The organism is Myxococcus sp. CA005 (genome assembly GCF_006518205.1).
GTDB classification, from domain to species: Bacteria; Myxococcota; Myxococcia; order Myxococcales; family Myxococcaceae; genus Myxococcus; species Myxococcus xanthus.
Genome location: NZ_SRLV01000003.1, coordinates 37317 through 56168 on the forward strand (window position 1 = coordinate 37317; position 18852 = coordinate 56168).

An 18852-nucleotide genomic window follows, 5' to 3' on the forward strand; every position below is an offset into this window, starting at 1 on the left:
GGGACCTCCGCGTGTCTGCTCACGTCGACGCCGGACTCGCCGGAGTTGGCCTCGCGGCCCTCCGTGCCCGGATGAATTCGAGAATCTGCCTCAGCTCGCCCAGGAGTGGCAGCGTTCCCGGCAGCCGCTCACGGGCCCACACCAGGATGGCGAACAGCACCGCGCCCACCAGCGCCTGCGCCACCACACCCTCCTCCACCAGCCGCAGCGCCGCCAGACACGCCCCCAGCAGCACCAGCCCCAGGGTGACGAAGGGCTCCACCACCTGCCGCGTCAGCCCTCGCATCGACGGGTTGAGCCGCTCCACCAGCCACGCCGTCACCCACACCTCGGCCAGTCCCACCACCACGCCCGCGGGGCCCATGCCCTCCAGGCCGAAGCGTTGGATGGCCCACGTCCCCAGCCCCCACTTCGCCGCACCCACGCACACGACGACGGCCAGCCGCTCCCAGGGCCTGCCGCCCGCGTTCTGCGCCGTGGCCAGCAGCCCCACCAGGGTGGTGAGGATGCACTCCATGCTGAACCACTGCACCAGCACCACCGCGGGCAGCCACCGCGTGCCGAAGAAGAGGGGCACCGCCACGGGGACGGCCAGCACCGCCAGGGGAATGGCGAGCAGCAACACCGAGGCCAGCCGGCGCAGCGACGTGCGCAGGTACTCGGCGAAGCCCTCCGGGTCATCCTGCAACCGGCAGTAGGCGGGGAAGGCCACGCGGTTGAGCACCACGCTCAGCATCATCGGCGTGGAGGCCAGCGCCCAGGCCCAGTTGACCAGCCCCACCGCCTCCTTGCCCAACACGTGCCCCACCACCAGCGGCACCCAGCCCGCCACCATCGCCGCCACCAGGGGCGGAAGCTGGAACGCCAGCCCGAAGCCCAGGAGCCGCCGCAACACGTCCACGCGGAAGCGCCCCTGGGGACGCCAGGGGGACGCCCACCAGATGCACACCAGCCCCACCCCGCCGCGCACCAGGCCGCCCAGCGCCAGCGCCCAGGCTCCGAAGCCCAGCGCCGCCAGGGAGATGGTGGTGATGACCTGCACCACGTTTTCAATCAACTCGGCGCGGGCGATGACGGGGAAGGCGAGCTGGCGCTCCAGCGCCATCAACGGAATCACGCGCAGCGAGGACAAGAACAGGCCCAGCGCCAGCGCCCACACCATGGGCACCGCGCCGTCGCCCAGCGCATAGCCGCGCGTCAACTGGGGGGCCAGCAGACAGACGGAGGCCACCACGACGGCGGTGAGCGCCTGGTGGCACCAGAAGATGGTGAACGTCTCATCCCGCGTGGGCTCGTGCGGCTGGCGGACCAGCGCCGCGCTCAGGCCCAGGTCACCCAGGAACACGCCCAGGGAGGCCGCGTAGGACACGATTCCGAACAGGCCGTAATCTGACGGGAAGAGCAGCCGGGAGAGGAACAGCGCGCTCACCACGCGCAGCCCCTGGGACGCCACGGTCCGCGCCGCCAGGACGAACATGCCCTTCAGGGCACGCGCCTTGACTTCGACGGCGGTGGCTTCGGGCGCTGGGGTCGCGTTCATGGTGCGGAGCGGCCCGCTCCGGGTGTCCTGGGGAGGGCCAGCGCGCGGGAACGCGCGGGAACGGAAATGCTAGCGACAGCGCGCAGGGCCTACAAGCAACGCGCGTTCCCCGCACGGCGGGATGCCCCGCTCGCCTGCCTGGACACCGCGCCAGGGTTGCCCTTCCCGAAGCGCCGGGGCTACGGTCCGCCCACATGCGTCCCGGTGGAAACATCTTCCAGTTCCTGAAGCGCGAAGTCCTCGTGGGCGAGCACGAGGTGCTCCACCGCACGCTGAAGGAGGCGCTGGTCGGCACCTGCGACAGCGTGCTGGACATCGGCTGTGGCTCGCGCTCGCCGCTCCACAGCTTCTCGAACCTGCTCCCACACACGGTGGGCGTGGATGGCCACCCCACCAGCATCGAGCGCAGCCGGGCCGCGGGCATCCACCGCGAGTACCACTGCATGGACCTGATGGAAGCGGGCCAGCGCTTCGGTCCGAAGAGCTTCGACGCCGTCGTCGCGCTGGACGTCATCGAGCACTTCGACAAGCCAGGCGGATTCCGGCTGCTGGAGATGATGGAGTCGCTGGCGCGCAAGCGCGTCATCATCTTCACGCCCAATGGCTTCCTCCCCCAGGACGAGTGGGACAACAACGTCCACCAGGTGCACCGCTCCGGCTGGGAGGTCTACGACTTCGAGCTGCGCGGCTACCACGTCACCGGCATGAGCGGCTGGAAGCCCCTGCGCGGTGACTACGCCCTGCCGCGCATCCGGCCCTTCCGGCTGGGCAGCCGCCTGTCCATCCTCACCGAGCCCTTCGCCACGCGCTGGCCCCGTCACGCCTTCCAGCTCCTCGCCATCCGCGACATGGAAGTGTCCTGACGCCGCGCCATGCCTCCTTCGCGCACCGCTCCTGCCTGGCATGTCCTCACCGGCGAGTACCCGCCGCAGCCCGGCGGCGTCGGTGACTACACCCGGCAACTGAGCCGCGCGCTCGCCCGTGCCGGACAGGAGGTCCATGTCTGGGCTCCTGGTGAAGGCGGTGTACGCGACGAGGACGGCGTCACCGTGCACCGTGCCCCCGACCTCCTGACGCCCAGGGGACTGCCCGGCCTGTCGCGCGGGCTGGATGCGTGCCCAGGGCCCCGGCGCCTGCTGCTCCAGTACGTCCCCCATGCCCTGGGGCTGAGGGCGATGAACGTCCCCTTCTGCGCCTGGTTCGCCGCGCGGCGGCACGACGCGCGCTGGGTCTACATCCACGAGGCGGTGCATCCGTGGAGCCCGCGCGGCCCCTGGCGCCACCACATCCTGGCGGGCACCACGCGGCTGATGGTGCGCCTGGTGGCGAGCGCCGCCAACCGCGTGTTCGTCTCCATTCCCCAGTGGGCGGAGCACCTGCCCGCTCGCGTCCGGCCCCACGCGGCCTGGCTGCCGGTTCCCAGCAATCTGCCCGTCGATGTCTCCCGTGCCGCCGTGGACGCGCTCCGCGCGGAGTTGGGTGAGGGGCCCTGGCTGGGACACTTCGGCACCTTCGGACGCCTCACCGCTGAGCCCCTGGAGGCCGCGCTGGTGCCGTTGCTGCGCGGTGAGGGAACGCGCCGGGCGTTGATGCTGGGCAGAGGCAGCCGCGCCTTCGTCGAAGGCGTGGAGACGCGCCACCCCGAGCTGCGAGGCCGGCTCGTGGCCAGGGACTCGCTCGCGCTGGACGACATCGCGGTGCATCTGACGACGTGTGACGTGCTCCTGCAGCCCTATCCGGACGGCGTGAGCACAAGACGCACCACGGTCATGGCGGGCCTGGCCCTGGGGCTTCCTGTCGTCACGAACACCGGGCACCTCACGGAACCGGTGTGGCGCGAACACGGCGCCGCCGCATTGGCCGAAGGCACGGCGCCCGCTGCGTTGGTGGAGCGCGCGGAGGCCTTGCTGTCGAGCGCGGACACGCGGCGGGAGCTAGGCCAGCACGCGGCCCGAATCTACCGCGAGCACTTCGCGCTGGAGCGCACGGTGGAAGCGCTGCTGCGCGTCGGCCCGACATGACGCCCCGCCACGCGACACCCCAGACCGCGGCCCGGCTGGCGCTGCTGATGGACCCGCGCGAGGAGGGCTGGCCCAGCATGGACCTGGTGGGCGAGGCCCTCCTGGCGGGACTTGCCGCGCATCCCTCCGAGGTCCACGCGACGGCCGTGCGGCCAGACATGCCCGCGGTGCTGCGACGACTTCCCCGAGCAGGCGCGCGCAACGCGGCGTTCAACGCGGACCGGCTCCTCACCCGCTTCGGTCTCTACCCGGGCCGCGCGCTGCTCGCCCGGGGGCGGCACGACGCCTTCCATGTGGTGGACCACACCTACGCGCAGCTCGTCCACGCGTTGCCCGCGTCGCGCACCGGTGTCTATTGCCATGACCTGGATGCGTTCCGCTCCGTGCTGGAGCCTCGGCGCGAGCCGCGTCCAGCGTGGTTCCGCGCCATGGCCCGTGCCCAGCTCGCGGGACTGGAGCGCGCGGCCATCGTGTTCCACAGCACCCAGGCGGTGCGCATGGAGCTGCTCGCGCATGGCCTGGTGCCGGAGTCGCGGCTCGTCTGGGCGCCGTATGGCGTGTCCCCCGAATACCGCCCGGTCCCCACACCCGGAGCGCCCGATGCCAGCGAAGCCGTGCTCGCACCGCTGGGGGGCCGGCCCTACCTGCTCCACGTCGGCAGCGCGATTCCTCGCAAACGCCTGGACGTGCTCTTCGCCGTGTTCGCCGCGCTTCGCGCGCGCTACCCGGAGCTTCGGTTGGTGCAGCAGGGCGGCGCGCTGAACGGCACACAGCGCGCGCAGGTGGAGGCGTTGGGTATTGGCGATGCGTTGCTTCAGCCGCCTCGGCAGGAACGTGCCACGCTGGCGGGCCTCTACCGGCGCGCGACGGCCGTGCTGGTGACGAGCGAGGCGGAGGGCTTTGGACTCCCCGTCATCGAGGCGCTGGCCTGTGGTGCTCCCGTGGTGGCCAGCGACCTGCCCGTGCTTCGGGAGGTCGGAGCAGAAGCCTGCACCTACTGCCCCGTGGGGGACGTGCCGGCGTGGGTGGAGTCCGTGACCGCGCTGCTCGCCGGCCATGACACACAGCCCTCGCGCGAGGCACGGCTGACCCGCGCCTCGCGCTTCACCTGGTCCGCGCATGCGCGGACGGTGCTGGACGCCTACCTGCGGCTGCTCGGTGCCTCCACGCCGTGAGGTCGGCAGGCTCCACCCGACCCGGAGCGTTCCGCTCGCCCTTGGCGATACGCACATGCCCATGGTCATCGCGCGAACACCGTGCGCGGCGGCGTTGCCAGTGCCTCAAGCCCCAGCAACGTGCCTTGACCCGAGGAGAGGTGTTTGCTTCGGTCCGTCCGCCGTGCGCATCCTCTTCCTCAATCCCGTGGGCATCCTTGGTGGAGCCGAGCGCGCGCTCCTCGATTTGATGGCGTGCCTGAAGCAGCAGGACTCAGCGCTGTCGCTCCACCTGCTGGCCGGAACGGCGGGGCCGCTGCTCGACGAAGCGCGCGCGTTGGGCGTGGATGCTCGGCTGCTGCCATTGCCAGAGCACCTGTCCACGCTGGGCGACTCCGCATTGCGAGGCCACGGTCCGCTGGAAGCGCTGCGCTTCGCCCGTCGGCTGGCGCCCACATCCGGACTGCTGGTGGACCATGGACGCGCGCTCCGCCGGGACGTCGCCGACATCAGCCCCGACCTGGTGCATTCCAACGGCATCAAGACGCACCTGCTCAGCGCCGCCACCGCGGGCCTGCCCTTGAAGCGGGTCTGGCACATTCACGACTTCCTGGGCGAACGGCCTCTGGTCCGCCGCGCGCTGAGGCTGCTGTCGCCCCTGGCATCGGCGGCCATCGCCAACTCGCGGGCGGTGGGCGACGACACGCGCCAGGTGCTGTTCCGAGTGCCCGTGCACGTCGTCTACAACGGCGTGGACACCACGCACTTCTCCCCCGGCCCCGCGGACGGCGCGCAACTGGACCGTCTGGCCGGTCTGCCCGAAGCCCCAGAGGGCACGCTCCGCGTGGGACTGGTGGCCACCTATGCCCGATGGAAAGGCCAGGACGTCTTCCTCGAAGCCGCGGCGACGCTGACGCGCCTGTACCCCGCCCTGCCCGTGCGTTTCTACCTGGTGGGCGCGCCGCTGTATCAGACGCCCGGTTCGCAGTTCTCCGAGGATGAACTGCGCCGGCTCATCGCCTCACGCGGCCTGGCGGAGCGCGTGGGCCTGGTGCCCTTCCAGCCCCACCCGGCCTCCGTGTACCGGGCCCTGGACGTCTTCGTTCACGCCAGCACCCGCCGGGAGCCCTTCGGCCTCACCATCGCGGAGGCGCTCGCCTGCGGGCGGCCCGCCATCGTCTCCAACGCGAGCGGTGCGGCGGAGGCACTCACGAATGGCACGGACGCGCTGCTGATACCTCCGGGCAATGTGCACGCGTTGGTCCAGGCGCTGCGAACGCTGTTGGAGGATGCAGCCCTGCGAGCCCGGCTGGGCACGGCCGCGCGACTCACCGCGGCGGCGAGCTTCTCGCGCGAACGCTACGCGAGCGAGGTGCTCACCCTTTACCGCACGCTCGTGCGGAGCAGTCCCCCCATTTGAAAGTAGTGGAGCCCTCATCCCTTGAAGCAGTCACGCCGGCTCATCACCCTCTCCCACTCCTATGTCGTCGGCCTCAACCGGCGCCTCGCCAACGAGATGATGCGCGTGGGCGCGGGCGCATGGGATGTCACCACGGTGGCACCCCGCTTCTTCCACGGCGACCTGAGCCCGCTCGCCCTGCAACTCGAAGCGGACGAGCCCGCCAGGACGGAAGGCGTGCGCGCCTTCTTCAGTCGCTCGCTCCACACCTTCCTTTACGGTCCGGAGGTGCATGCTCACCTCGCTCGCGGCGCGGACCTGGTGCACGTGTGGGAAGAGCCCTATGTGCTGGCCGGCCTGGAGCTGGCATTGCTCACACCGCGTCACGTCCCGCTCGTCTTCAGCACCGCGCAGAACCTGTCCAAGCGTTACCCGCCGCCCTTCGCCCAGGCGGAGCGCTTCGTCGTCCAGCGCGCTTCCGGCTGGGTGGCCTGGGGTGAAACCGTGAGGGACAACCTCCTCACCCGTCCCGGCTATGCGGAGCGTCCCGCGCGCGCCATTCCCATGGGCGTGGACGCGGACCTGTTCCAACCGGATCGCGCCGCGGGCGAGTCCTTGCGGCGCGAGCTCGGGTGGGAGACATCAGGCCCACCCGTGGTGGGGTTTCTCGGCCGCTTCGTCCCGGAGAAGGGCGTGCCCCTGCTGATGGATGCGCTCGACGCGCTCGACACTCCGTGGCGCGCGCTCTTCGTGGGCGGAGGCCCGATGGAAGGTGCGTTGCGTGACTGGGCGGCCCGGCACACCCACTCGGTGCGAGTCCTCACCGGCGTGCCCCACGCAGGCGTGCCACGTGCGCTCAACGCCATGGACATGCTGTGCGCCCCCAGTCAGACGACGCGCCAATGGCGGGAGCAGTTCGGCCGCATGTTGGCGGAGGGCTTCGCGTGTGGCGTGCCCGTGCTCGGCAGTGACTCGGGCGAAGTCCCGCGCACCATGGGCGACGCGGGCATCGTGCTGCCGGAGGCGTCTGTGTCCGCCTGGACGCAGGCGATCGCCAACCTGTTGGAGAGTCCCCAGCGCAGAGAAGAACTGGCCACACGGGGCCGAGAGCGCGCCGTCACCCGCTTCTCGTGGCCGGTGGTGGCGAAGGCACACCTGGACTTCTTCACCGAAGTCCTGGAGCAGCGCGGCTGACGAAACAGGCGCCTCAGCCCTCTCGCTCCACCGTGTCCACGATGGCCTCGGCCATGGTGTCCCATGTCTGCGCCCGGAGCGTCTCCGACAGCGCGGCCACATGAGGCGCCCAGGCCGCGGCGTGCTGGCGCCAATCTTCCAGGCGCCGCACCAACGCGTCCACGTCATCCGGCGCGTCCAGCAGCAGGCCCGACAGCGCCTCCGGGTAGCGCTCCGCCACGCCCGCCGAGCGGCTCACCAACGCAGGCAGCCCGGTACACAGCGCCTCGTGGACGTTCAGCCCATATGCGTCATACCGCGTGGGCGACACCAGCACGTCCGCCGCCGACAGCAAGCGCGCCACGTCGTCACGGAAGCCGAGGAATTGGATGCGCTCACCCACGCCTCTGTCCGCGGCTTCGCGCTCCCACGCATCCCGCTGCGCGCCGGAGCCCACGACCTTGAGGTCCACGCCCCAATCCGCACGTGCACACAGCCGCAGCCACGCCTGGAAGAGGGTGTCGAAGCCCTTGCGGCGGTCGCCCAACGCGCCCACGAAGAGCGCCACGGGCCGAGACTCCGGCCACCCCAGGGACGCGCGGACCTCACGGCGCGCCTCGGCTGTTACCGGGCGAAAGCGCTCCGCATCTCCACCGAGATAGATGACGCGCACCCGGGACGCAGGAACGCCCGTGGCAGCCACCACATCATCCCGCGTGCGCTCCGAGTTGGCGATGATGACGCGCGCGCGCCGCAGGGCCTGCCGCTCCGAACGCACGTAGTACCGGTGGCTCACGCGGCCCTTGAGTTGGCGCAGCACGCCGCCGCTGGGCTCGGAGGTATAGGCGCCGTGGACGTAGTGGACCCAGTTGGCGGACGCCACCGGGCAGTTGCCACCATTGGCCACCACGCGGCCTCCCTCGGCGCGGGTACGCAGCGCCCAGGCCCGGCCCACCGCGCTCAGCAGCGGTTCGCCGAGCAGATACGCATTGGCGGGCTTGGGCACTCGCACGAAGCGCACCTTGGGATGGCGCAGGAGGACCTCCGCCACGCGGTGTGCCACCAACCGGACGGGGTACCCCTGCTTCGCCAGCCAGAGCGCCAGCGCCAGGTTGGCCCGGTCCATGCCTCCGGTGTCCACGAAGTCACCGGCGATGAGGGTGTACGGTCTTCGCATGGGCCAGGGCGCCGAAGAGCGCCGCGTTGAGCAACCAGAACTCCATGCCCGTCTGGCTCATGAAGAACGGATAGCTGAAGGTGAGCGCGAAGGCGCCCAGGTTGTACGCGAAGAGGACGCTGCCCCACAGCCAGAACTCGTCCTGCGGACCGTCACGGCTGCGCGCGACCTGAAAGGCCCACAGCAACGACATCAGCACGCCCAGCGGGTAGAACAGCACGCCCAGGATGCCGCCGTCGTAGACCCAGGCGGTCCACTGGATTTCCGCCCACAACGGCGGGCGCTCGCGGTCGCTGTTGTCGCCGAAGTAGGCATTCGTCATGCCGTAGCGGCCCAGGCCCGCGCCCAGCGGATACTCAGGCAGCACGTCCGCGAAGGTCCCCGTCAGGAAGTAGCCGCGGTTGCGGTGGTACACCTCGTCGGGGCTGGCCGCGAAGAGCGTGGACCAGCGACTCATCACCGCGTCGCCGCCCACCGCCACGGCCCAACCGAAGGTGGCCACCCCCGCGGTGCCCATCACCGCCAGCAGGGCCAGGAACCGTCCCACGCGGCCACTCACCAGGAGCACCGCCGCCAGGGCCACCAGACACACCACCAGCATGACGGCGGTGGCGCGCACCTGCGACAGGTAGATACCGAAGAGCCCCACCAGAATGCCGCCCACGCTCAACACGCGCGTCAGCCCGCGACGGGATGACAGCAGGAACCCGCCGCCCAGCAGCACCGCATAGAAGCCGCCAGTGGACGCGCCGCCCGGAATGTCCGTCAGGCCCATGGGCCGGAACACGCGCACGCCGTCCGAGGTCTCGAACTTGAGGCTGCTCACATAACCTTCGCCCTGGCCCTGCACCGCGGCTGACAGCGCGGGCTGGAAGCGTCCGGGGAAGTAGACCTGCAGCACGCCCACGCCCGCGCTGGCCGTGTTGAAGAAGAAGAGCAGCGCGAGCGTGCGACGGAACGTCTTCGGGTCGATGGCCAGCCGGGTCACCCACAGCAGTGGCGCGGCGATGGCAAGCTGGATGCCCAACTGCGCCAGCGCCGCCAACGGGGCACCGGTGCCAGGATTGAAGAGCTGGAGCGCGGTGATGCCCAGCGCGGCCAGGATGAAGGGAAGCGCCGGGTGCTTCAGACTCCGTCCCCGCACCAGCGCCAGCAGCAGCAGACTGACGCCGAAGGCCAGCACGCGCACCGCCACGCGGAGCGGCGCGATGGCTTCCACCAGCAGCGCGAGCTGACAGCAGATGAGCAGACAGACGAAGAGCGGCACCAGGCGGCTCGACGCCAGCAGGCCGCCGCCCATGCGCGCACCGCGAGCGACGGGCGCGGTGGGCGAGGCCCCCTCCGGAACCGCCTCCAGCGCGGCCCCCGGTGCGCGGCGCACGAACCGGCGATTCAGCACGCCGGGGCCCTGAAGCTGGGGCGCCCTCACACCGGCACCTCCTGCTCGGACAGCGCGCGCAGCGCCTCCTCCATGCCGCGAAGGAAGCCTCCCGCATCGCACAGCGCCGCGGCACGCGCGGGCCCCGCCGCGCCCAGCCGGGCACGCGTCTGGGGGTCCTCGATGAGCCGTCCCAGGGCCAGGGCCAGTGACTCCGGCTCCGGGCGGACAAACACCCCGCAGGAGGCATCCACGATTTCCAGCGCGCCCCCCATCGGCGTGGTCACCACGGGCAGACCCGCCTGGAGCGCCTCCACGAAGACGAGACCGAACGCCTCCGGCCTCGAGTTGGGCTGGCAGTGGATGTCCGCGGCGCGCAGCAGCCGCGGCACGTCCGAGCGTTGCCCCAGGAGTCGCAGCCGCCCCTCGATCCCCAGGTGCTTCGCCTGCGCCCGCAGCCCCTCCTGATAGGCTTCCTCGTCCGGACGCTGAGCGCCGCCAGCGAACCAGACGCACCAGCCCGGCACCGCTCGCAGCCGGCCCAGCGCCTCCAGCAACAAGCGCTGGCCCTTCCCCTCCTGCATCCGGCTGGCGTGGAAGATGACGGCGTCCCCTTCGGAGGCCCCCAGCTCCGTGCGCAGGCGCGCGCGCTCGGACGCCCCCAGCGCCGGCGGTGGCATGGGCAGCGGACAGTGCGTCACACGCCAAGGCACCTGGGGATAGACGGACACCAGCGTGCCCGCGGCGAAGCGGCTGTTGGTCAGCACCAGGTCGGGCGGCGTGACACGCGCCCACCGCTCCAGCCAATGCTGGCCCGTCAGTGCGTCATGCTGGAAGAAGGCCAGGGGAACGCCAGCCGTGCGCACCACGGGCCCGAACAGCGCCTGAGGCCAGATGGCGTGGCAGATGACGACGTCGTAGCGCCCGCCGCGCAGCAGCTCGCGCAGGACGCTCCGCGCGCGCCACACGGACCAGGGCCGGCCTGTCTTCGCGGGCCCCAGCACATGCACCTCCACGCCCGCGTCGCGCAGCTCCCGAGCCAGCCGGCCCTCGAAGCAGAGCGCGAAGGCATGTGACAGCGACGGGCGAAGGTTCCGCTCGCGCGCCATCGTGTGCAGCAGCGTCTCGATGCCACCGTAGAGGTTGCCGCTGGAGATGTGCAGCACGCGAAGGGGATGGCTCATACGCTCCCCGTCAAGCGCAGCAGCGCCACGTCGGGCGCCATCACCGGCGCGGGCCGCCCCAGCGCCTCCGAGTACAGGGACAGGCTGCGCCAGGCCATGACGTCATGCCGGAACTCCGCCACGGCCCGCTCCCGAGCCTCGCGCCCCAGCCTCTGCGCCAACCCGGGCTCCTCCAGGAGTCGCCGCGCCGCCGCCGCCAGGGCCTCCGCGTCGCCGACCGGCACCGTCAGCCCCGTCTGCTCATGCAGACTCACCCACGCGACGCCCGAGTGCGGAATCGCCGTGTTCAGCACGGGCAGACCGCTGGCCATGGCCTCCACCTGCGACAGCCCATACGCCTCGCTGCGGGCATTGCCACAGAACCAGAGCGCGGTGGCCGCATGCAGCGCACCGACCAGCGAGTCCGGAGGCAGATAGCCCGCCCACGTCACCCGGTCCGCGACGCCCAGCGCGCGCGCCCGGCGTCGAGCCTCCGCCTCCAGCGGCCCCTGCCCCACCACCACCAGCCGCCCCGGCACCCGGCGCAGGGCCTGTAGCGCGGTGAACAGGCCCTTGTAGTAGACGAGCCGCCCCACCATGAGCCACAGCGGCGCGCCCGCGGCCTGTGCCCGCCAGTGGGCCTCCGCCTCACGCGCGGCGGCGCAGGGATGGAGGTACGGCGCCAGGTCGAGCCCCAGCGGCAGCGCCCGCACCTTGCCGCGAAAGGCGCGCAGCAGCGGTGAGCCTGAGACATAGGCCTCGCTGGTGGCCAGCACCCGCCGTGCCCGCGCGTAGAGCAGCGCCTCGAAGGGCTTGAAGAGCGCGCCCGCCACCCTCTGCCGGATGACGTCACTGTGGTGGGTGATGAAGACAGGAGGCAGCCGGCGCACCACGTCCAGGGCCAGCACCCAGGTCGGGTTGGGCGTGTGCAGGTGCACGATGTCCACGCCCCGCGACAACGCGCGTCCCAGCATGCGCGGCAGGTCCGGCATCGCGTCCATGCGCGCGACGGAGGCCAGCCGGCCCAGGCGCGTCACGCGCACCGGTCCGTCCCACGTCTCACACGTGGGGCTGCGGCCCTGGAACTCGTGGCTGGTGCCCGCGCCGTCCGCGGCATGGTTGGCGCACAGCACCTCCACCTGCGCGCCGAGCGCCGCCTGGGCGCGCGCCAGCGTCTGCACGTGGGCCTCCATGCCGCCCGACGCGGGAGGATAGAACTTGCCCAGGTGCAGCACCCGCAGACCCGCGCCCGCTGATGGCGCGTTCACGACTGCGCCACCCCATCCTTGGAGTCTTCCGCGTACTGCCCGTAGCCCTGGTAGCCCAGATACGAATCACCGTAGCGCGGCGCCGACAGGTCCACGTCGTTGAGGATGGCGCCGTACATGCGCGCCTGCACGTCCGCCAGCGAGCGCAGCGCACGCCGCGCCGACTCGCGGTTCGTCTTGGCCGCCTTCAGCACCAGCACCACGCCGTCGCACTTCGTGGCCAGCACCGCCGCGTCCGCCACCGCGTTGATGGGCGGGCTGTCCAGGATGACGCGGTCGAAGCGCTCGGAGGCGGCCTTCAGCAGGTCCGTGAAGGCCTGGGTGTGCAGCAGCTCCGCCGGATTGGGCGGCAGCGGTCCGCACGGCAGCACGAAGAGGCCGGGCACCTCGGTGCTCTTCACCGCCGCGTCCAGCGTGCCCTCACCCACCACCAGCGAGGAGATGCCCAGCTCGTTGGGCACTCCGAAGGCGCGGTGCAGGCGCGGCCGGCGCATGTCCGTGTCCAGCAGCAGCACCCGGTTGCCGCTCTGGGCCATGGCCACGCCCAGGTTGATGCAGGTGGTGGACTTGCCTTCCTGCGGCCCGCTGGACGTCACCACCAGCGTCTTGAACGGATTGTCCGGCGACATGAACAGCAGGTTGGTGCGAATGGCGCGGCAGCACTCCGCCGCTGTCGACTTGGGTTCGCGGTGGACGTGCAGGTCCCGCTCGCGCGGCGCCTTGCTGCCGTCCAGCCGCGGCATCACGCCCAGGAAGGCCAGCCCCAGCCGCTCCTCCACGTCCGCCTGCGTGGCCACGCTGTTCTCCAGGAGCTCCAGCAGCAGCACCACGCCCAGGCCCGCCAGCAGCCCCATCACCAGCCCCACCGCCAGGTTGCGGCGCACGTGAGGCTTCACCGGCACCAGGATGGGCCGCGCCGGGTCCAGCACGCGCACGTTGCTGGTGCGCAGCATGCCTGACAGCTCGATGTCCTTCAGGCGCCTGGCCACCAGCTCGTAGAGGCGCTGGTTGTTGTCCGAGTCGCGCTTGAGCCGGTCGAACTCGATGGCCTTCTTGTTCACCAGGAAGGCCTCCGACTTCTCCGCGTCCAGCAGGCGCACCAGGTTCTTCTCCTGCGCCACCGACTCCGCCAGCGACGTCTCCGCGCTGCGCACCACGTTGCTCAGGCTCTTGAGGAAGTCCTCGCGCACCACCGACAGCTTGCGGTTGCACTCCAGGAGCTTCGGGTGCTCGGACAGGTAGCGCTCGCCCAGCTCCGCGCACGTCATGCGCAGCTCGGTGTAGCTGCGCCGCAGGTCCTGGATGGGTCCGTCCGAGGCGCCCGACAGCGCCTCCGCCCACGTCTCATCCTCCGGAGATGCCTTGCGCAGCCGGTGGATGGCCTCCACCCGCGCCTGCTGAGCGGCAATCTGGATGCGCACCTCGGTCAGCTTCAGGTTGAAGCTGTTGATGCGCTCACTGACGATGCTCATCCTCGACTCGAGCGACGTGGACAGCATGTCCGCGTCCTTCTTGAAGTCGTAGACGGCCAGCTCGCTCGTCTTGGACTGCGACTCCAGCTCGGCCAGACGAATCTCCAACCAGTCGCGCGCGTCCTCCGTCGTCCGGAGCTTGAGGGCCAGGTTCTCCGCCATGTACGCGGCGGCCACCTCGTTGGCCAGCAGCGCGGCGCGCCTGGCGTCGAAGTCATCCACCGCGATGTTCATCACCCGCGAGTCCCTCGCGGGAATCACCCGGATGCGCGACTGGACCAGCGCCACCGCGTCCGCGCCCTGCATCGCCTGCAGGCGCGTCTTCTCGTCGGTGATGTGCGCCATGCCCAGGAAGTCCGCGTCCGTGGACAGGCCCAGCTTGTCCACCACCCGGCCCGCCACCGCGCGCGAGGTGATGATTTGACTCTGGGTGGCGTAGTACTCCTTGTTGAACCAGTAGTTGCTGCGCTCCTCGCCCATCACCTCCTTCACTTCCCCATCCAGGAAGCGAGGCGCCATCACGTCGATGATGAGCGAGGCACTGGCCGAGTACACCTTGGGCTGGCGCAGCGTGTGGGCGGCCGTGAGCGCCGCCACCACCACCGCCACGCCAAGGACGACCCACTTGCGGCGCCACACCGCGCGCACATACTGCATGAGGCCCGCGGGCGTCAGGCCACCGGCGCCGCCGGCCGGGTCGAAACCGGTTCCATCCACGTCACGTCTCCCTGCCGTCTCCAGAGCGACTCCACGGCCTGGCGGCACTCCGCCGACCTACACCCACACGCTTGGGGACCGCGACGAGCGTGCCGTGTCCCCGCGGGGTTGTCCATCCTTCCGCGGTCGCCTGGATGCCCTCCATCCACGCTTCATCGCGGACGCTGGCGCGCATGGCCGAGCCGCCTGTGCTAGTCAGCCCGGCGTGACGCCACCGCTTTCCTTCGTCCTCCCCTTCACGCCCGAGACCGCGGCTGCCGCTTCCCGCTTCGCCCACGCGTTGCCTCCTGGCGCGGAGGTCGTCCTCGCTGGAGAGGGCTCCGTCGACGCCGCCTCGTCGCCCAACGTGCACGTCCTCACGGCACCGGGTGGCAAGGGCGCGGCCATCCGCGCCGCGCTGGAGAAGGTGTCGGGCGCGGTGACGGTGCTGCAGGATCCGGACACCTCGTATTCGCAGGACGTCTATGACGCGCTGGTTCGCCCCATCCAGGCGGACACCGCGGACGCTGTCTTCGGCCTGCGCACGGCGCAGGGGCTGGCGCCGGAGCTGCTGGCGGACCGGGCCCTGGGCCACGTCACCCGCTTCGTCACCGACGTGCCGCTGACGGACCCGCTCACCGGTCTGCGCGCCTTCCGCACCGAGGCGCTGCGCTCCGTCACGCTCACCAGCGACGACGACGCGGTGGACGCGGAGCTGGTGGTGAAGCTGGCCGCGCAGTTGTTCCGCCTCACCGAGGTGACGCTGCCTCCTGGCGCAGTGCCTCGCCGGACGCCCGCGGCGCACCTGTCCCGGCTCAAGACGCTGGTCCGCTACGCGACGGTGCGCGACGACGCGGACAACCAGCATGAGGGCTACACCACGCTGGAGCGCATGGACGGGGCCGTCCACTACAACCAGTGGCTGGGCCGCCGCTTCCGCGAGCACCTGGGCCGCCGGGTGCTGGAGATTGGCGCCGGCATCGGCACGATTACCCGCGAGCTGGAGTCGGGCCTGGAGCTGCTCATCGCGCTGGAGGTGGACCGCTTCTACGTGGACCGCCTGAAGAACCTCTTCCGCGGCAAGCCGCACATCCGGCCGTACCTGTCCGACGTGGCCCTGGCGGACTGGGAATCGCTCAAGACGGAGCGGCTGGACACCATCGTCCTCTCCAACGTGCTGGAGCACATCCCGGATGACGCGTCCGCCGTCCGGCGCTTCAAGCAGATTCTGGCGCCCGGAGGCCGGGTGGTCATCCTGGTGCCCGCGCTCCAGCAGCTCTTCGGCGCCATCGACGAGGCCGTGGGCCACTACCGCCGCTACACGCCCTCCACGCTGCGTGCGGTGCTGGAGGAGAACGGCTTCCAGGTGGAGACCCTGGAGTGGATGAACCTGGCCGGCCTGCCGGGATGGTTCGTCAACAGCCGCCTGCTGCGCCGCCGCTCGGTCCCCAAGCTCCAGCTCAAGCTCTACGACACGCTGGCGCCCCTGATTGCGCGGGCGGAGTCGCACGTGAAGCTGCCGGTGGGCATGAGCCTCTTCGCCGTGGCCCGCGCCACCGGGGGCGATGCGTGAGGCACCGCCGCCACGCGTGACACCCCGGCTGTCCATTGAATCGCAGCCGCCTTCCCAGGCGGCCTCGCCCGAGAGCAGGGCCCCGCCGCCATGAACTCCACGCCCTTGCCCGCCGACGCGCCCCCGGAGCCCACCACGGCCCCCACTCCCGAGCGCCAGGCCCTGCCGTCCCGAGGCGCGCCGCGCGCCGTATGGGCCGCCCTGGCGGCGCTGTACGTGTTGCTGTTCCCGTACCACCCAGGCCTGCGCTCGCCCAACGAGCTGTGCCGGCTGTGGCAGACGCGCGCGCTGGTGGAGTACGGCACCCTGCACATCAACCAGGCGCTGAACGACTACGGCAAGGTCGGTGACCTGTCCGTGAAGGACGGGAAGTACTACCCCAGCAAGGCGCCGCTGCTGTCGTTCGCCGCCGTGCCCCTCTACGCCGCGCTGCGCGCGGTGGGCGGCGGCCACCGGCATGCCGTGCCCGAAGTGCCCCTGGTCTTCTTCTCGCGCCTGCTGCTCACCGTGCTGCCCACGCTGGGCCTGCTGTGGCTGGTGCGCCGCTACCTGCGCGCGTCCCTGGAGCCGCTCGTCGCGGACGCGCTCACAGTGACGTACGGGCTGGGCTCGCTGGCCTTCAGCTACTCGCTGCTCTTCATGAGCCACCAGACGACGGCGGTGCTGCTCTTCGCCAGCTTCTACGCGCTGTGGCGCTGCGCGCGTGGCGAATGGCGCGAGCGGGGCTACGTCCTGGCGGGCGCCTTCGCGGGCGCCACCGTGGCCGCCGAGTACACCGGCGCGCTGGGCGCGCTCGGCCTGGTGCTGTACGCGGTGCTCACCATCGCCTTCCAGGACGCGCCTGTGCGTGTTCGCTGGGCGCGCCTGGGCCGGGCCGCGGGGCTGGCCACGCTGGGCGCCCTGCCCTTCCTGGTGGCGCTGATGGCCTACCACCAGGTGACGTTCGGCCACCCGCTGACGAGCGGCTACAAGTACCTCAACGACGCGGGCTACCAGCCCTGGCACCTGGGCGGCTTCCTGGGCATCCGCACGCCGGACCCGCGCGCCTTCGCCCTGTCCTTCTTCTCCCCGCTGCGGGGCCTGTTCACCCTGGCGCCCTTCCTCCTGCTGGCGCTGCCGGGGCTGGTGCTCGTGTGGCGCCGCCGGAGCCAGTCGCCGGAAGCCCGCGCGCTGGCGTGGCTGAGCCTGGCCCTGCTCCTGGGCTACACGTACTTCACCTCGTCGTTCTCCTACGACTCGTGGGGCTGGACGACGGGGCCGCGTCACCTCACCGGCCTGGTGCCCTTCCTCCTGCTGCCCGCCGGCCTCTTCCTGGAGCGCCTGCGCGCGGCCGGCCAGGGCGCGTGGGCCCTGGGCGTGGCCGCGCTCCTGTGCGCGGTGTCCATCGTCACCACCGGCGTGGCCACCTTCATCAACTACATCCCCGATGACGTCTCCAACGCGGTGGGCGCCCTGGCGCTGCCGCTGCTGCGTGCGGGCTACTTCCCGCCCGGCGTGCTGACCTTCCTGGGGCTGCCGGCGGGACTGACGGGTGGGGTGCTGGCGGGGCTGCTGCTGGGCACCGCCGCCTGGGTCTTCGTCAGCCTGGCGCGGAAGCCCGGCCAGACGTGGCCCGCGGCGCCCGCGCTGGGGGCATCCCTGGCGGTGCTGCTGCTGCTGGGTACGGCGCATGTCTTCACCAGCCGGCATGACACCGCGGACCGCAACGCCGTGCGTTTCCTCAAGTCCGTCTGGTTGAACGCCCCGGAACGCGACGTGACGTTCTGGCCTCGCGGGCGCGGCTGAAACACGACGCTCCGTGAGACTGTCACGGAGCATCCACCCGTCTCGCCCTCTGGGATGAGCCTCACGGTCCGTCCCACTTTGTCGCTGACTCGCAAGTTTTGCGAGGTCCGCAATCCGTGTCGTGTGACTCCGTGTCAGGCTTTACCCAGGGCCCTGGCCAAGCGGCTGGATGCATTGACATGGCTGCACCGCGAGAGCGGGCCTGAGGATTGCTGAGACAGACACCTGCGCTTCCCTGCTGCCCTTCAGGGCAAGGAGTCCCCGGTGCGCTGTCATCCGACCCGCAAGCCCGCACACGCCTCTGGCGCGCGGAGAGGGTTCACCCTGCTGCTGGCGCTGGGCCTCATCGCGCTCGTCACCGCGGGCGTGCTCGTGTCCCTCCGCGCGGTGACCACGGAGAGCACGCTCCAATCCCATGAGCGCCGCTCGCGTGAAGCCCTCTTCGCCGCCGAGGCGGGCATGGCCGAAGGGCGCGCCGTCGTCCTGGCGATGATGAACAACCCCGTCGCGGGAGGCGTTGGCAGCTACAGCCAGGATGTCCTGCAGCGCCTGCAGGTCGTGGCCGAGCAGGGCCTGCCCGACGTCGCCGCGGGCGGCGTGCCCTGGCGAGAGCTCATTCCCCAGACGCCGTACACGCTGGCGCGTGGCACGGCCATCGACGACACCGTGCCGGGCGCCTCCGTCGAAATCAACGACGTGGAGGGCGAGCCCATCCGCGCCTATCCGGAGGCTCGCAGCGTCTCCTTCCGCGTCTTCGTCGTGGAGGACGACGACGACGCCGACCGCAACGCCGACGCCAACGGCCGCATCTGGCTGGTGTCGGTGGGCGAGGTCCAACCCCCGGGCCCGGGCCTCCCCTACCGCACCATCGTCCGCTCACTCCTGGAGCACAGCAGCACCCCGGGAGGGCTCGCGTGCAGCTACGGCACGAAGATGGGCTGCCGGGGCACCGGCACCTCCAGCAGCGGCCTTCCGACATTCTGATTCCCAAGCCTTCGACCGCAATCCGTTGCACCTGAATCGGGCGGCCCTGAAGCACCGGCCGCCAGGGGG

Annotated in this window: 14 protein-coding genes; 8 read left to right on the top strand and 6 right to left on the bottom strand. The window is 71.2% G+C overall.

Going from position 1 to position 18852, the window contains the following annotated elements:
- Positions 1-19: 19 nt before the first annotated feature.
- A complete protein-coding gene (locus FMQ63_RS02090) occupies positions 20-1540 on the bottom strand; it encodes an oligosaccharide flippase family protein (protein ID WP_011551156.1) in 1521 nt (506 codons plus the stop codon).
- Between the two features lie 194 nt (positions 1541-1734).
- Here FMQ63_RS02090 and FMQ63_RS02095 point away from each other — a divergent pair, with 194 nt between their 5' ends.
- The 5 genes from FMQ63_RS02095 (at position 1735) to FMQ63_RS02115 (ending at position 7308) form a co-directional block, all read left to right on the top strand.
- Positions 1735-2403, top strand: a complete 669-nt coding sequence (locus tag FMQ63_RS02095) for a bifunctional 2-polyprenyl-6-hydroxyphenol methylase/3-demethylubiquinol 3-O-methyltransferase UbiG (RefSeq protein ID WP_011551155.1) — start codon at positions 1735-1737, stop codon at positions 2401-2403.
- A 9-nt stretch (positions 2404-2412) separates the two neighbouring features.
- Positions 2413-3561 carry a glycosyltransferase family 4 protein gene (locus FMQ63_RS02100; RefSeq protein WP_011551154.1) on the top strand — a complete coding sequence of 383 codons (1149 nt, stop codon included), beginning with the start codon at positions 2413-2415 and terminating at the stop codon, positions 3559-3561.
- Positions 3558-4736 (top strand): glycosyltransferase, encoded by a 1179-nt coding sequence (locus FMQ63_RS02105; RefSeq protein ID WP_011551153.1) that lies wholly within the window; start codon positions 3558-3560, stop codon positions 4734-4736. The genes FMQ63_RS02100 and FMQ63_RS02105 overlap by 4 nt, the downstream gene beginning before the upstream one ends.
- Before the next feature lie 163 nt (positions 4737-4899).
- Entirely contained in the window at positions 4900-6135 is a 1236-nt protein-coding gene (locus tag FMQ63_RS02110; RefSeq protein WP_011551152.1) for a glycosyltransferase family 4 protein, read from the top strand.
- A gap of 21 nt (positions 6136-6156) precedes the next feature.
- Positions 6157-7308 carry a glycosyltransferase family 4 protein gene (locus FMQ63_RS02115; RefSeq protein ID WP_011551151.1) on the top strand — a complete coding sequence of 384 codons (1152 nt, stop codon included), beginning with the start codon at positions 6157-6159 and terminating at the stop codon, positions 7306-7308.
- A gap of 13 nt (positions 7309-7321) precedes the next feature.
- Here FMQ63_RS02115 and FMQ63_RS02120 read toward each other — a convergent pair whose 3' ends face one another.
- The 5 genes from FMQ63_RS02120 to FMQ63_RS02140 are packed head-to-tail and all read right to left on the bottom strand — an operon-like array spanning position 7322 to position 14462.
- Complete coding sequence (locus FMQ63_RS02120) at positions 7322-8464, bottom strand: glycosyltransferase family 4 protein (protein WP_020478170.1); 1143 nt, start codon at positions 8462-8464, stop codon at positions 7322-7324.
- Complete coding sequence (locus FMQ63_RS02125; RefSeq protein ID WP_011551149.1) at positions 8433-9893, bottom strand: hypothetical protein; 1461 nt, start codon at positions 9891-9893, stop codon at positions 8433-8435. The genes FMQ63_RS02120 and FMQ63_RS02125 overlap by 32 nt, the downstream gene beginning before the upstream one ends.
- Complete coding sequence (locus FMQ63_RS02130; RefSeq protein ID WP_011551148.1) at positions 9890-11026, bottom strand: glycosyltransferase family 4 protein; 1137 nt, start codon at positions 11024-11026, stop codon at positions 9890-9892. Before FMQ63_RS02130 ends, FMQ63_RS02125 begins: the two co-directional genes overlap by 4 nt.
- Positions 11023-12273 (bottom strand): glycosyltransferase, encoded by a 1251-nt coding sequence (locus tag FMQ63_RS02135; protein WP_011551147.1) that lies wholly within the window; start codon positions 12271-12273, stop codon positions 11023-11025. Before FMQ63_RS02135 ends, FMQ63_RS02130 begins: the two co-directional genes overlap by 4 nt.
- Positions 12270-14462 (bottom strand): polysaccharide biosynthesis tyrosine autokinase, encoded by a 2193-nt coding sequence (locus FMQ63_RS02140; RefSeq protein WP_020478169.1) that lies wholly within the window; start codon positions 14460-14462, stop codon positions 12270-12272. The genes FMQ63_RS02135 and FMQ63_RS02140 overlap by 4 nt, the downstream gene beginning before the upstream one ends.
- A gap of 205 nt (positions 14463-14667) precedes the next feature.
- Here FMQ63_RS02140 and FMQ63_RS02145 point away from each other — a divergent pair, with 205 nt between their 5' ends.
- The 3 genes from FMQ63_RS02145 (at position 14668) to FMQ63_RS02155 (ending at position 18783) form a co-directional block, all read left to right on the top strand.
- The gene (locus FMQ63_RS02145; RefSeq protein WP_011551144.1) at positions 14668-16014 is read left to right on the top strand and encodes a bifunctional glycosyltransferase/class I SAM-dependent methyltransferase; all 1347 of its coding nucleotides are present in this window, start codon (positions 14668-14670) and stop codon (positions 16012-16014) included.
- A gap of 90 nt (positions 16015-16104) precedes the next feature.
- Positions 16105-17799 carry a hypothetical protein gene (locus FMQ63_RS02150; RefSeq protein ID WP_011551143.1) on the top strand — a complete coding sequence of 565 codons (1695 nt, stop codon included), beginning with the start codon at positions 16105-16107 and terminating at the stop codon, positions 17797-17799.
- A 264-nt stretch (positions 17800-18063) separates the two neighbouring features.
- Complete coding sequence (locus FMQ63_RS02155) at positions 18064-18783, top strand: hypothetical protein (RefSeq protein WP_011551142.1); 720 nt, start codon at positions 18064-18066, stop codon at positions 18781-18783.
- Positions 18784-18852 lie beyond the last annotated feature (69 nt).

Coding starts and splice junctions, on each gene's coding strand:
- FMQ63_RS02150 (WP_011551143.1), top strand. CDS start 16,105: ATGAACTCCACGCCCTTGCCCGCCGACGCGCCCCCGGAGCCCACCACG.
- FMQ63_RS02100 (WP_011551154.1), top strand. CDS start 2,413: ATGCCTCCTTCGCGCACCGCTCCTGCCTGGCATGTCCTCACCGGCGAG.
- FMQ63_RS02105 (WP_011551153.1), top strand. CDS start 3,558: ATGACGCCCCGCCACGCGACACCCCAGACCGCGGCCCGGCTGGCGCTG.
- FMQ63_RS02120 (WP_020478170.1), bottom strand. CDS start 8,464: ATGCGAAGACCGTACACCCTCATCGCCGGTGACTTCGTGGACACCGGA.
- FMQ63_RS02095 (WP_011551155.1), top strand. CDS start 1,735: ATGCGTCCCGGTGGAAACATCTTCCAGTTCCTGAAGCGCGAAGTCCTC.
- FMQ63_RS02130 (WP_011551148.1), bottom strand. CDS start 11,026: ATGAGCCATCCCCTTCGCGTGCTGCACATCTCCAGCGGCAACCTCTAC.
- FMQ63_RS02090 (WP_011551156.1), bottom strand. CDS start 1,540: ATGAACGCGACCCCAGCGCCCGAAGCCACCGCCGTCGAAGTCAAGGCG.